This window comes from Glaciimonas sp. OK215, assembly GCF_057787885.1.
The window spans coordinates 5,468,898-5,481,426 of record NZ_CM173544.1 but is presented as its reverse complement, the minus strand read 5'-3'; the positions used below and the strand labels follow the sequence as shown (position 1 = coordinate 5,481,426).

The 12,529-nt window shown below is 54.0% G+C and carries 12 protein-coding genes; 1 reads left to right on the top strand and 11 read right to left on the bottom strand.

Annotated features, from left to right (window positions below; genetic code table 11):
* Positions 1–2: 2 nt before the first annotated feature.
* From AC3CHX_RS25280 to AC3CHX_RS25260, 5 genes are all read right to left on the bottom strand, one after another.
* Complete coding sequence (locus AC3CHX_RS25280; RefSeq protein WP_488630717.1) at positions 3–845, bottom strand: ABC transporter permease; 843 nt, start codon at positions 843–845, stop codon at positions 3–5.
* Entirely contained in the window at positions 842–1,825 is a 984-nt protein-coding gene (locus AC3CHX_RS25275) for an ABC transporter permease subunit (protein ID WP_488630716.1), read from the bottom strand. The genes AC3CHX_RS25280 and AC3CHX_RS25275 overlap by 4 nt, the downstream gene beginning before the upstream one ends.
* Before the next feature lie 10 nt (positions 1,826–1,835).
* Positions 1,836–2,981, bottom strand: a complete 1,146-nt coding sequence (locus AC3CHX_RS25270; RefSeq protein WP_488630715.1) for an ABC transporter ATP-binding protein — start codon at positions 2,979–2,981, stop codon at positions 1,836–1,838.
* Positions 2,982–3,075: 94 nt separating this feature from the next.
* The gene (locus tag AC3CHX_RS25265; protein WP_488644929.1) at positions 3,076–4,125 is read right to left on the bottom strand and encodes a polyamine ABC transporter substrate-binding protein; all 1,050 of its coding nucleotides are present in this window, start codon (positions 4,123–4,125) and stop codon (positions 3,076–3,078) included.
* 694 nt (positions 4,126–4,819) lie between these two features.
* A complete protein-coding gene (locus tag AC3CHX_RS25260) occupies positions 4,820–5,365 on the bottom strand; it encodes a flavin reductase family protein (protein ID WP_488630714.1) in 546 nt (181 codons plus the stop codon).
* Between the two features lie 146 nt (positions 5,366–5,511).
* On the opposite strand from AC3CHX_RS25260, the gene AC3CHX_RS25255 reads away from it, so the two are divergent.
* Positions 5,512–6,441, top strand: coding sequence for a LysR family transcriptional regulator (locus AC3CHX_RS25255; RefSeq protein ID WP_488630713.1), 930 nt, complete (start codon positions 5,512–5,514; stop codon positions 6,439–6,441).
* A gap of 110 nt (positions 6,442–6,551) precedes the next feature.
* On the opposite strand, the gene AC3CHX_RS25250 is transcribed toward AC3CHX_RS25255, so the two are convergent.
* The 6 genes from AC3CHX_RS25250 to AC3CHX_RS25225 all read right to left on the bottom strand — a co-directional run bounded on the left by AC3CHX_RS25250 (position 6,552) and on the right by AC3CHX_RS25225 (position 12,497).
* Positions 6,552–7,829 (bottom strand): flavin-containing monooxygenase, encoded by a 1,278-nt coding sequence (locus AC3CHX_RS25250; protein WP_488644928.1) that lies wholly within the window; start codon positions 7,827–7,829, stop codon positions 6,552–6,554.
* A 74-nt stretch (positions 7,830–7,903) separates the two neighbouring features.
* The gene (locus AC3CHX_RS25245) at positions 7,904–8,329 is read right to left on the bottom strand and encodes a RidA family protein (protein WP_488630712.1); all 426 of its coding nucleotides are present in this window, start codon (positions 8,327–8,329) and stop codon (positions 7,904–7,906) included.
* Between the two features lie 299 nt (positions 8,330–8,628).
* On the bottom strand, positions 8,629–9,843 hold the full coding sequence (gene argE, locus AC3CHX_RS25240) for an acetylornithine deacetylase (protein WP_488630711.1): 1,215 nt from the start codon (positions 9,841–9,843) through the stop codon (positions 8,629–8,631).
* A 64-nt stretch (positions 9,844–9,907) separates the two neighbouring features.
* Positions 9,908–11,038, bottom strand: coding sequence for a branched-chain amino acid ABC transporter substrate-binding protein (locus tag AC3CHX_RS25235; RefSeq protein ID WP_488630710.1), 1,131 nt, complete (start codon positions 11,036–11,038; stop codon positions 9,908–9,910).
* Between the two features lie 73 nt (positions 11,039–11,111).
* The gene (locus tag AC3CHX_RS25230; protein ID WP_488630709.1) at positions 11,112–11,789 is read right to left on the bottom strand and encodes a GntR family transcriptional regulator; all 678 of its coding nucleotides are present in this window, start codon (positions 11,787–11,789) and stop codon (positions 11,112–11,114) included.
* 30 nt (positions 11,790–11,819) lie between these two features.
* A complete protein-coding gene (locus AC3CHX_RS25225) occupies positions 11,820–12,497 on the bottom strand; it encodes a DUF1028 domain-containing protein (RefSeq protein WP_488630708.1) in 678 nt (225 codons plus the stop codon).
* Between the last annotated feature and the right edge of the window lie 32 nt (positions 12,498–12,529).

Below are 12,529 nucleotides of genomic sequence, written 5' to 3'. Positions count from 1 at the left end.
TTTCAATGCAGCGTTTCAGCCTGGAATGCAGCGGAAATCTGTTTTTGGCGCAAGCGCTCGGCGCGGGCGATATACAGGCTCGATAAAATCACGCCGATGCTCACCACCAGAATCGTCAAGGCGGCGACCACGTTGACGCGCGGGTCGAGCCCCAGCCGCGCCCGTGAAAAAATCACGATCGGCATGGTCGAATAGCCCGGGCCGGTCAGGAACTCGGACAGCACCACATCGTCCAGCGACAAAGTAAAAGTCAGCAGCCAGGCCGATGCCAGCGCCTGCGTGATGTTCGGCAAGGTCACCAGAAAGAACACCTGATGCGGCTTGCAGCCCAGGTCCATCGCCGCCTCTTCCAGCGACTTGCTCATCTCTTGCAAGCGCGACTGCACCACCACGGTGGCATACGCCATGCCGAACAGCGTGTGGCCGAGCCAGATCGTCATCATGCCGCGGTCCGGAAAGCCGAACAGCTTCTCGACCGAGACCAGCATCAGCAACAGCGACAGCCCGATAATGACTTCCGGCATCACCAGCGGCGCATTGACCATGCCGTTGAACAGCGTGCGCCCGGAAAAATGGCGATAGCGATCCAGCACGTAGGCGGCAAAGGTGCCCAGCAACACCGAGCCGCAGGCCGCCATCACGGCGATCTTCAGCGACAGCACGAACCCGCTGATGATTTCCGTGTCCTGCAGCAACTCGCTATACCAGTGCAAGGAAAAGCCGCTCCACACCATGTCCTGGCGCGAACTGTTGAACGAAAACACGATCAGCACCAGGATCGGGATATACAGGAACAGATAGCCCAGCGACAGCCAACTCCGTCCGAACCAGCGATAGCCGTTCATGCTCTTCCCCCTGCGTGTTGTTGTGTCTGATATTTATTGAAAATGCCCATCGGCACCAGGATCAGCAGAATCACCATGACCGTGACCGCAGACGCCATCGGCCAGTCGTTGTTGGTGAAGAATTCATCCCACAGCACGTGACCGATCATCAGCGTCTCCGGTCCGCCCAATAATTCCGGAATCACGTATTCGCCGACACAGGGAATGAAGACCAGCATCGCGCCGGCGATGATGCCCGACTTGGACAGCGGCACGGTGATGCGCCAGAAGGTCTGCCATGGCGTCGCGCCCAGATCGGCGGCGGCTTCCAGGAAGCGCACATCCATCTTCACCAGGTTCGCATACAGCGGCAAAATCATGAACGGCAGGTAGGCGTAGACCATCCCGATGATCAGCGAAAACGGCGTGTTCATCATATGCAGCGGCGCATCGGTCAGTCCCACCGACTGCAGGAAGTGATTCAACAGGCCGTTGTTGGCCAGGATCCCTTTCCAGGCATAAATGCGCAGCAGGAACGAGGTCCAGAACGGCAGCATCACCAGCATCATCAGGGTCGGCCGGATCGTCGCTTTGGCGCGCGCCATGAAATACGCAAACGGATAGCCGATCAGCAGACAGAACAGCGTCGTGATCGCCGCATACTTCAATGAACTGAGGTAGGTCAGCGAATACAGGTCGTCCTGCAGAATGAACAGGTAGTTGGTGATCTTGATCTTCAGCGAGATAGCGCCATCGGCATACGACAGCAGGGTGCCGAACGGGTTGCCGGTTTCCATCTCCGCCATGCTGATCTTGAGCACGATCAAAAACGGCACCAGAAAGCAGATCAGCAGCCAGATGTAGGGCACGCCGATGACGAAGCGGCGTCCGCTGAACCAGCGCAACGGGGCGCGCAGCAGACCGTTCACGCGGCTGTCCGGGAGCGTGACGAAGCCTTTCGCCGCCTGCTGGAACGCACGGCGGGTAAGTAATTTTTTCATGTTTGCTTCCTTATTGGGTCAAGACCACCATCGCGTCGTCATTCCAGCTGGCGTAGACTGTGTCGCCCCACTTCGGCCGATGCGTCGCATGGCGTACGGTGTTGGCGGAAGTCGCCTTCAGGATCATGCCGCTGGCCAGTTTCAGGTGATATACGGTGTAGCTGCCCAGATAAGCCAACTCAACCACTTCGCCTTGCACGCAATTCGGTGCATTGGCCGCACCGGGGATGTCAAAGCTGACCGCGATTTTTTCCGGGCGGATACCGACCGACACCGCCATGCCGACGGTCCCGGTGATGCCATGCCCGACGTGATGGGTGCATTCCGGCGAGGCGATGACGACATGGTCGGGCTCATCCTCGATCAGTTTGCCGGAGAACAGATTGACGCTACCGATAAAATCGGCGACGAAGCGGCAGTTCGGCGTTTCGTAAATATCGCTCGGTTTGCCGATCTGCAGAATCCGTCCTTCGCTCATCACCGCGATGCGCGAGGCCATGCTCATCGCCTCTTCCTGATCATGCGTGACCATCACGACGGTCACGCCGACCTGTTCGATGATGTTGACCAGTTCGAGCTGGGTGCGCTCGCGCAGCTTTTTGTCGAGCGCGCCGAGCGGCTCATCGAGCAGCAGCAATTGCGGCCGCTTGGACAGGCTGCGCGCCAGCGCGACCCGTTGCTGCTGGCCGCCGGACAATTGGTGCGGCTTGCGCTTGCCGTACGCCTTGAGTTGCACCAGGTCCAGCATCTTGTCGACGCGGGCGGCGATTTCATCCTTCGGCATACCGTCGCGGCGCAGGCCGAACGCGACGTTGTCCCAGACCGACAGGTGCGGGAACAAGGCGTAGGACTGGAACATCATGTTGATCTGGCGCTGGTAGGGCGGCATGCCGATGATGTTCTGCCCGGCCAGCGAAATCTCGCCGGAGGTCGGGGACTCGAACCCGGCCAGCATCCGCAGCAGCGTGGATTTGCCGCAGCCGGAACTGCCGAGCAAGGCGAAAATCTCGCCTTTGTTGATGGTGACGGAGACGTCATCGACTGCCCGCACGCCGTCGAATTCCTTGACGAGGTTGCGGATGTGCAGAATCGGTTGGCCGGCACTGTTGGCGATGGGGATAGAAGATAAGGAGATGACTGGAGGAGCGGAGGTCATGACGGGCTCGATACGAAAAAATAAAAGAAAGGAAGCAGGTCTGGTCGGAAACGCTGCAGGTCATCCGGCGAATCCGGACGACCTGCTCAGTGGATCAGAGCCCGGTCTTGAACTGGGTGAAAATCCGCGTGACTTGACGGCGGATATCGTTGTTCAGGGACTCCGGCGCAATCATCTTCTTCATGTCGGCATCGGACAGGAAAACTGACTTGTTCTCGGCGATTTCTTTTTTGACGAATTTGCGGGCGGGGATGTTCGCATTGGCATAGAACACCTTATTCGTCAGTCCTGCCTGGACTTCAGGACGCAGGATGTAATTCATGAAGAGCAATGCATTATTCGGATGTTGCGCATCGCTTGGAATTTCCATCGTATCGAAGAACAATGTTGCACCGTTCTTCGGTATGAGCACTTCGATGTTGTTGCCGTTCTTGGCCTCAATCGCGCGTTGACGAGAGATGTTCATATCGCCGGACCAGCCGAGCGACATGCAAATCGATCCATTCGCCATGTCGTTGATATAACCGGAGGAACTGAACAGCGTGACGGAGGGGCGGATCTTTTGCAACAAACGGGTCACGTCTTGATAATCGCCGCTATTTTTTGAATAGGGATTTTTACCTAGATAGCGCAGGGCTGCCGGGATGATCTCCGATGGCGCATCGAGGAAATTGACGCCGCAGGATTTCAGTTTGGAAATATATTTCGGGTCGAACACCAGATCCCACACATTGTCGGGCATCGGCAGGTCGCCGAGCGCGGCTTTGACTTTTTCGACATTGATGCCGACCGTGGTGTAGCCCCACATCCAGCTGACTAAATGATCATTGTTGGGATCGAGCTTGGCGATATTGGCCTGGATGATGGGATCGAGATTGACGAGATTGGGCAACTTGCTCTTGTCCAGCTTGCGCACCAGGCCGGCTTCGATTTGCAGGTGTGCCCAGTGTGCGGACGGTACCACGATATCGTAACCGGTCTTACCGGCGACCAGCTTTGCATGCAGGATTTCATTGCTGTCGAAGTTGTCGTAGCGGACCTTGATACCAGTCTCTTTTTCGAAATTCTTGATCGTGTCCTCTCCGATGTAGTCCGACCAGTTGTAAATATTCAGCGCTTTTTCTTCTTGTGCCAGAGCGGGCATCGCGGAAAAAGCTGCCACCCCCAATGCAACGGCGCCAATCAGGCCTTTCAAGTTCCATTCACTCTGGGCCTTCGCCTTCAACTTCTTCGTTAATGCTTTCATGTTTGTCTCCTCTTGGATCAATATGGAAATACGACTAATTAGACAACCCTTACTCACCGCTGGTTACCGAATTTGAGCGCATAAATTGATTGGCATGCTTTTGGTGTGATGTAAGGTGATTTGGCAATTCATTGTGGGTATCCGGACTTCAAACGGTGAATTGGAATGACATAAACATGCTAGCAGTCGTGGTTGCGCATAGTAATTACCCGATCGTGTTAGCTGCGACTAAGTGATTAACTATTTGGAGCTAGAGCGAGCGCCTGCTTGTGCCTGTTTCTGACTTGGAGCAGCCACAAAACCCACCTTGGCGTCCTTCAACCGATTGCGCCATGCGGGATGGCAGCAGGCGTGGTTGGGTCAGAACTTCCGGACGCAAGATGTCAGAAGTGGCGCTGAAAATTCAGACAGACGTCTAAGTGGAAATTCTGCTCAATTGAGAACGCGCGATGCGCGTATTAGGAGCAGGAATGAAACGTACGAGAAGAAATCACATAGAGGTGGCGCTGAAAATTCAGACAAGCGTCTAAATGGAAATTCAGCTCACTTTCGTATGACGAACGTTGGGACACGACTGTTCTTTGATGAACTCTTAAACCAGAGACAAATGACCATACCCACGACCTGAATACAGGCGTGGTTTTTGTTCCGATTTTTCTACCGCTACTGCACGACCGATAAAGACGGTGTGAGATCCGACATCGTGTACGATTTCCACCAGGCACTCGAACGAGGCGACAGCGTCCTTGATAAGTGGTATTCCGGTTACTCCGCCGATCCATTCGCAGCAGGAAAAATCAAAGGCCTCACCTGAAGCCGGGCGGCCTGCGAAAGTGTCGGAAATGTGGGTCTGATTTTGATGGAGGATATTGATGGCAAATTTCCCGTTTTTCAGCACTGCGCTGCAGGCGGGGCTGCGTCGGTTGATACAAACCAATAGGGTCGGTGGATCTGCCGATACGGAGTTGAATGCGCCGACAGTCAGCTCGAAGCGACCGGATTCTCCTGCGGTGGTAATAACATTTACCGATGTTGCATTAAGTCCCATAGCCTCAACAAAGCGCGCACGAAGTTGCGGGTCGGTCTTCTGAAAATCCATTGTCTCTTGCATGTTTGCTTGCGCGGTGGGTGCCATCATGGCCTCCTGAAAATCTGAAATGAAGTTCGGATCGAATTGACTGGGTCATTATTGTTCTCCGCGAATAATATGTAAAATATTAGATATTTATCTTTGAGATAGGATTTTCTGATGCAGAATACGAATTTATTGCAGGAGGCCGACCGATGGATAAAGCTCACATTCCCTTTTCGCTGAGACAGTTGCGCTATTTTGTGGCGGCCTCGGAAACACTGTCCGTGACTGCGGCGGCACGCCAGTTGCATATCTCGCAGCCATCCATTTCGGCCGCGCTTGCGGAGTTGGAGGCGCTGTTTAGCGTGCAGCTATTCATTCGGCATCATGCCCAGGGCATCTCGCTGACGCCTGCCGGGCATCGCTTGTTGCGTGAAGCCCGTGGGTTGCTGAAGCATGCGCAGGAAGTGATGTCGGTTGCGGATGAGTTTTCCGAGGGGATTGCGGGGCCAATCGCCATTGGCTGCCTGGTCACATTTGCGCCGATCCTTTTATCGTCGCTGACCAAGCTATTTACCGACCGTTATCCGGGCGCCAAAGTTGACATAGTGGAAGGGGACCAGAAAGCGCTGTTGGCCGCACTGGGTGATGGCACGCTTGATTGCGTGCTGACCTACGATCTGAACATTGCCAATGAATTGAAATTTCAGCCGTTAGTCGATTTGCCGCCTTATGTTTTGCTGCCGACGAAACACAAGTTGGCGCAAAAAAAGATGATCAATCTCACGGATCTGTGCGATGAGCCGATGGTCTTGCTTGACCTGCCGTTAAGCAAGGAATATTTTTTGTCCCTGTTTGCCGAAGCGCGTCTAAAACCAAATATTGCCTATCTCTCGGCACACGGGGAAGTCGTCCGGGCGATGGTGGCGAACGGTTTTGGTTACAGTATCTGGAATTTCCCTTTTAAGAGCGACCAGGCACTGGATGGTCAGCGTTTTATCGTACGCCCGCTACAAAAGGGGCTGCGACATACCACGCTTGGACTCGCCACCATCGGTAGCTCACACACACGGAAAATCGTTACGATCTTCAGTGATTTCTGTGCGAGCGAGATACCTCGCCTGGTTCACTGGTGGGAGTAAGAAGGCTGTGCGGCAGGCTCCAGGGAGAAAGTGGATTCGACTCGCGTAGATTGATGGTTCACACGAAATGGGGTGGACAAAACATCACGGCCAGTCGCCCACCCTTTCGATCAGCCCTTTGCTTTTGTCTTGCGTTGTGAGACATCACGATAGGCAAAATATTTGCGCTGCGTGGCGATATGGTCCGCAATATACTTGGCATCGTGCCAGACGCCCCAGATGAAGGTGGATCCACGACGCGACAGCCACGGCAAACCCACGAAATAGACGCCAGGCTCGGTCGAAACTCCGCGCTGATGCTGCGGCTTGCCGTTTTCATCGAAGGCGTTGACATTCAGCCAGCTGTAATCAACCGCAAAGCCGGTTGCCCACACGATCGCGGTAACGCCAACCCCGGCCAGGTCTAGCTCAAGAATAGGATTGGTCAAACATTCCGGATCCTGGAGGAAATTGCGGGCTTCAGGCTCTTCCGGAAGGTCGAGACCATTGCGCTCAATATAGGCATCTGCTGCATCCAGCAACGACAGATAGTTCTCATCGCCGCGCGCAATGTTGTCTGCAAGGTCCGACTGGAAGGTCACCACATCGTTTTTGAACGATTTCGTCATACCAACGAGACTGATCCCCTGATTGGCAAGAACCCGGAAGTCAACCGTATGGCCGCCCTGAGCGCCGCTCACTGCAATGGTGACATGTTCCGTTCCCGGCTTCATGGCCTGGGCATCCCACTCGCCGAGAACCCCCAGCCACCAGCAGAAGTCGCGGTCACGATATGCGCGCGGAGGACGATCGTGCGCTCCGACCGAGAGGTAGACCTTCTTGCCGGCACGTTGCAGCTCAGCCGCGATCTGCACCCCAGACGACCCGGCGCCAACCACCAGAACAGCACCCTTGGGCAATTGCTCAGGATTGCGATATTCGGCAGAATGTATCTGCTTGATTTTCTCATCTGCAGGAGCGACCGGCGGGATAACAGGGCGCTGAAAAGGCCCGGTTGCGGCAACCACGCGCTTGGCCTCGATCACGCCTTCAGAGGTTTCAATAGTGAAACCCGGTCGGCCTGAATTGCGTTTCACCATCTTTACTTCCACGCCTGTGCGAATGGGGGCGTTGAACTTCTTGGCATAGGCTTCAAAATAATCCGCAACCCTTTCTTTCGAAGCAAAAGCGTCGGGATCGACGTCGTCGAACTCAAGACCCGGGAAACGATCGTGCCAGGCCGGACCATTACAAACCAGAGAATCCCAGCGCTCCGAACGCCAGCGTTCGGCGATACGATTGCGCTCCAGAACGAGGTGGGGCACATCGAGATTGCTCAGGTGTTCGCTCATGGCCACGCCGGCCTGCCCGGCGCCAATAACAAGCGTATCAATTTTTTCAACTGTCATGTCTGTGTCCTTAAATGCGGTGTGAATCTGCTCCATCATCTGCCCGGTGGCATCGACTAATAATTCGGTTTCAATCAAGCGACTGATTTATTGTCTGGAATGACGGCAGTCACATCAATTTCCACCAGCCATTCCGGACGCGCCAGTGCGGTAACCACCAGACCGGTAGAGACTGGGAATACGCCTTTGAGCCAACGTCCGGTTACGTTATAAACCGCTTCTCTGTAACGGATATCAGTCAGATAAATCGTGATCTTGCACACATGATCCAGATGGCTTCCGCTCTCTTCCAGCAACATCTTGATGTTGGCCATGGCCTTATCTGCCTGTGCTTCGACATCACCTATACCCACTGAAGCGCGGGTATCCAGATCCTGCCCGATTTGTCCTCGGACAAAAACAATATTATTGGCCACGACTGCTTGACATAAATCATTGTCCAGATTCTGTTCAGGGTAGGTCTGCTTGGTGTTGAATTTTCGAATTCTTTTGTGTGTCATGGTCATTACTCCTCAAGTTACTTTTTTAACTGTCTCTGGCACTGGTTCTGCGGTTACCTGATCCGACAAACCAGCCAATTTTTTAACGTATTCCATTGCAGGTTTGAAATTCGAAATCAGGACTGGATTATTACCTTCTGAAGTGCATATGTAAAATATTGAAAATCGATAACCTGAATAGTATTTTCTGATGCAAAATACGATTTTCATTCCTGGTGATGACCAATCGGTAGCTCACCCACACGGAAAATCGTTACGGTCTTCAGTGATTTCTGTGCGAGCGAGATACCTCGCCTGGTTCACTGATGGGAGTAAGAAGGCTGTGCGGCAGGCTCCAGGGAGAAAGTGGGGACGCACATTTGCTCACATAAGCCGCTAAGGAATTGAAGGCACAGATTGAGCTGTTCAACCGCGACAAATTCGTCAGCCTGATGCGCTTGTTCTATCGAGCCGGGACCGCAGACGACGGTAGGAATGTCCATCGCTTCGAATAATCCGCCTTCTGTGCCGAAGGAAAGCGTGGTCGTGTCGGGTTTTTGCGCAAGTTGACAGCACAGGTTTTGCAGCGGTTTTGAGCCTTCGCCCCGCAGCCCCGGATACGCTGAAAGTTTCTCGAAGTTCACTCGGGCGTCGGGATGCTTTGCACGCATCGCCGGTTCAAGGCGATGCTGGGCATAGGATTGAATACTGCTCATGATGCTGTGCGGATCTTCCTCGGGAAGATTGCGAATTTCGAAATCGAATTCGCAATGTTCAGGAATGATGTTCAAGGCAATACCGCCACGGAATCTTCCCGTGTGCAAGGTTGTGTGCGGTGGCACGAAAGCAGCGTTGTGCGCGCCATGATTTTTTATCTCGTCAGCCTTGCGCTGCACAAAGGCGACCAAATTAGCGGCATATTCCACCGCGTTGACGCCCAGGTGGGTTAATGCGGAATGCCCTGCCTTGCCGTGTACGGTGCAGCGGTAGGCTTGTTTCCCTTTATGGGCAACGGCCACCTGCATAAGAGTTGGTTCGCCAATAATGCAGGCGAGCGGCCGTACCGGCTCCTGTTCGAGTGCCGCCAGCAAGCCACGTACGCCCACGCAACCAATCTCCTCATCGTAACTAAACGCAAGATGAAGCGGTAATTGGAGAGCTTGTTCTGTAAATTCCGGCACCATTGCCAATACGCAGGCGATAAAGCCTTTCATGTCAGCCGTGCCGCGGCCATAGGCCAGCCCATTGCGTAGCGTCATCGCGTACGGATTTGAATGCCAGTTCTGGCCATCGACGGGGACAACATCCGTATGGCCGGACAAGCAAATGCCTGGCTTGTTGTGCGGACCGATCGTTGCATACAGGTTTGCCTTGCTCTTGCTCTCGTCAAAAATCAGGTTGCTTGTCACGTCATGCTGCAAAAGATAATCACGGATGAATTCGATCAGCGCCAGATTCGAGTTCCGACTGGTGGTGTCGAATGCGATCAGGCTTTCCAAAATGGCGAGCGCGCGAGAAGATGCGGGGTTGTTCATTGTCAAATTTTAGAAAGGGATGGGGGATCTCCCCCGATCCTGTTACGCAAGAAATGGCGCTTGATTAATCGGCCAACTCGGCCCACTTGCCATCTTTGACGATATGGCGGTCCGCATCGATTTCCAACCTGGTTTGTCCGTTCGCATCAAATTGCGTGCGACCGAGCACCCCTTGATAATCCATCCCGCGGATCGCTTTGGCTAACTTTACTTTGTCTTTGGCGCCGTTCTGTTTAATGGCTGTCAGTAGAATATTTGCCGCGTCGTAAGCAAATTTTCCATAGGAACCGGCCGGTTCTTTGAAACCGGCTTTGTCATAGGCCTGACTGAACGCGACCTGCTTGGCGTTGTCCCGGATTTTGGTAATACTCGCAATCGCCCCGTCGCCTGAGCGGCCGGTCAATTCAGTAAATTTCTCGTCAAAAATCCCGGAAATGCCAAGCATTGGCGTTTTGCCCATGCCAACGTCCGCCATTTGCTTGCGCACCAATGCCGCCTCGGTGACCACGCCGCCGAAATACACCGCATCCGGTTTGGCAACGCGTATCTTGGTCAAAATCGCGAGAAAATCGGTGGTGCCGACAGGGGCCGAATCGGCAGAAACAATTTTGCCGCCGGCAGCATTGACCAGTTCTGTGAAGGCTTTCGTATTATTCGCACCATAGTCGCTGGTATCCGATACGATCGCAAAAGTCTTCATGCCTTTCGTCTTCACTGCCCATTTGGCCAGCGGAATATTTTCTGCGCTAAGGGTCGGCACGACACGCGTTACCTCCGGGACGTTCATTTCCGTGATTTTCGGACTAATCGCACCCCATACGATAAACGGCATCTTGTTGCGGCTGAACACCGGAATTGTCGCGAGGGCGACTGCGCTGTTCCAGTGGCCGGTCGCAGCCACTACATCCTTGTCGTTGACCAGCTTCAATGCCGCCGACACACCTACGGCGGGGTCGGCTGCGTCGTCCAGAACGACCGCTTCCACCTTGTAGGGGAAGTCACTTTGATTGGCTTGCTGCAGCGCCAGCAGGAATCCGTTGCGCGCGCCTTCACCGTTGTAAGCGTTGCCGCCGCTGAGCGGGCCGATAAAGCCGATTTTTATCGTGTCTTTTGCTTGTACTGATGAGCCTAGTAACAATCCTGCTGCGATGGCGATAACACCTGTAGCCAGTTTTAGTTGAGGTAACATTTTCATCAAAATCTCCATTTATATTTTTGACCTGCACGGGGCTTGCGCGTTATGGATCGACTGCAACTACAAAAGTCATTTAATTGCCGGTTTGTTCCTCTCCAAAATGATCGAGGATGCATTTCTCTACTTGATCGGGATCGCGGGACTCCAGCGCATCGATGATTGAAATATAGTTATTGAAGTGGTCACGCGGATTCGGGCGCCTTCTGCGATAGAACAAGATATGAAAGCGCCACGTGAAATCGCGCAGGTTATCGAGTGTTTTTTCGATAAATCGATTGTTGGTGATGGTTGTGACGGCCCGATGGAATTCGTGATCCAACTTCAGTAAGTTCGGGATATCAGTTTTTTTACATAGTTCCTCCACATCGTATTGCGCTATCAGCTTGCGCAAATTCTTAACATCTTCATCCGTAATACGCTCTGCCGCCAGTCGGCTTGCCAGGACTTCCAGGGGAACCCGCATTTCCATGATTTCGTCCAGGTCGGCCATGTCGATGCCGGCCACAAACATGCCGCGGTAGGGAATGATGGTTACCAATTCCGCGTGGGCCAGACGCTGCAGCGCTTCCCGTATCGGCGTACGCCCGAAACCCAGCTCGGCCATGAGTTTTTTTTCATCCAGCATTGCAAGCGGGCTTATCTCTCCCAGCAAAATCATTTCCTTGATTTTGAGGTAAGCCTGTTCTGTCTGAAGCAAGCTACGGTCTGTACGGCTGTCCATAGGTTCAGGTTCTCTTTGTGTATTGCTCATAATGCTTTCCTTGTCGGTTATATCTTGCGATTAAAGGTCGCCGGGCACCCCATAAGAGGGTGCGCGGGATGGATCCTTCGAGCGGAGGACATAATCCGCCATTTGTGGCTGGTAAAGCGCCCACAGTGCAGATAATTTTTCTAACGGCCCTTCATCTTCCCAGTCAACACGCAAATCGACGGTTGGCCAAGACTCGTCCATGTAGACCTTTAGGCCCGCTGAATGCAGGGGGCCTTCTTCCCCTCCCTCTTGCACACCTGCGTGAATGGCTTTCAGCAGGCGCGTCGGCAGGTCGTCGGCAGAATGCTCCGCAAACGCATCGACCATCGCCTGCGGTATCCGGGCATTCGCGAGCATATTGCCAACCGCTACGCAATGCGGTCCCGAAGCGCCGGCATGTGTGCCAAGCGTGTTCTCGCCGCTCACCCAGCTTGAGGCGCTGTCCGCATCCAATACCGCCAACTGCCGCCAGGCTGAATAGGGCCGGGCGCGCTGAATTTGGTCCAATACCGCTGCGGCGCCGAAGCCATCCTGCAACAGCTTTGTGCCCAACAAGCCCAGACGCGGATCCGTCACGTTTTGGCTAAGCACCACGCCGGTGCGGGGAAGAATCCAAACGCAGCGACTAGGCACGGCAATGCTGGAACTGCTGATCGCAGCTCCCAATGCGCCGGTTCTCTCGCAACGCCCTGCAATGGAAAACGTCATTTTTGGAATCCTTTCCGAGTAAAAAGACTTTA

What these genes read in the sequence shown, in the direction of transcription:
- AC3CHX_RS25280 (WP_488630717.1), bottom strand. Translation starts at nt 845, where the DNA reads ATGAACGGCTATCGCTGGTTCGGACGGAGTTGGCTGTCGCTGGGCTAT.
- AC3CHX_RS25225 (WP_488630708.1), bottom strand. Translation starts at nt 12,497, where the DNA reads ATGACGTTTTCCATTGCAGGGCGTTGCGAGAGAACCGGCGCATTGGGA.
- AC3CHX_RS25270 (WP_488630715.1), bottom strand. Translation starts at nt 2,981, where the DNA reads ATGACCTCCGCTCCTCCAGTCATCTCCTTATCTTCTATCCCCATCGCC.
- AC3CHX_RS25250 (WP_488644928.1), bottom strand. Translation starts at nt 7,829, where the DNA reads ATGACAGTTGAAAAAATTGATACGCTTGTTATTGGCGCCGGGCAGGCC.
- AC3CHX_RS25230 (WP_488630709.1), bottom strand. Translation starts at nt 11,789, where the DNA reads ATGAGCAATACACAAAGAGAACCTGAACCTATGGACAGCCGTACAGAC.
- AC3CHX_RS25235 (WP_488630710.1), bottom strand. Translation starts at nt 11,038, where the DNA reads ATGAAAATGTTACCTCAACTAAAACTGGCTACAGGTGTTATCGCCATC.
- AC3CHX_RS25265 (WP_488644929.1), bottom strand. Translation starts at nt 4,125, where the DNA reads ATGCCCGCTCTGGCACAAGAAGAAAAAGCGCTGAATATTTACAACTGG.
- AC3CHX_RS25255 (WP_488630713.1), top strand. Translation starts at nt 5,512, where the DNA reads ATGGATAAAGCTCACATTCCCTTTTCGCTGAGACAGTTGCGCTATTTT.
- AC3CHX_RS25260 (WP_488630714.1), bottom strand. Translation starts at nt 5,365, where the DNA reads ATGATGGCACCCACCGCGCAAGCAAACATGCAAGAGACAATGGATTTT.
- AC3CHX_RS25245 (WP_488630712.1), bottom strand. Translation starts at nt 8,329, where the DNA reads ATGACACACAAAAGAATTCGAAAATTCAACACCAAGCAGACCTACCCT.
- AC3CHX_RS25275 (WP_488630716.1), bottom strand. Translation starts at nt 1,825, where the DNA reads ATGAAAAAATTACTTACCCGCCGTGCGTTCCAGCAGGCGGCGAAAGGC.
- argE (WP_488630711.1), bottom strand. Translation starts at nt 9,843, where the DNA reads ATGAACAACCCCGCATCTTCTCGCGCGCTCGCCATTTTGGAAAGCCTG.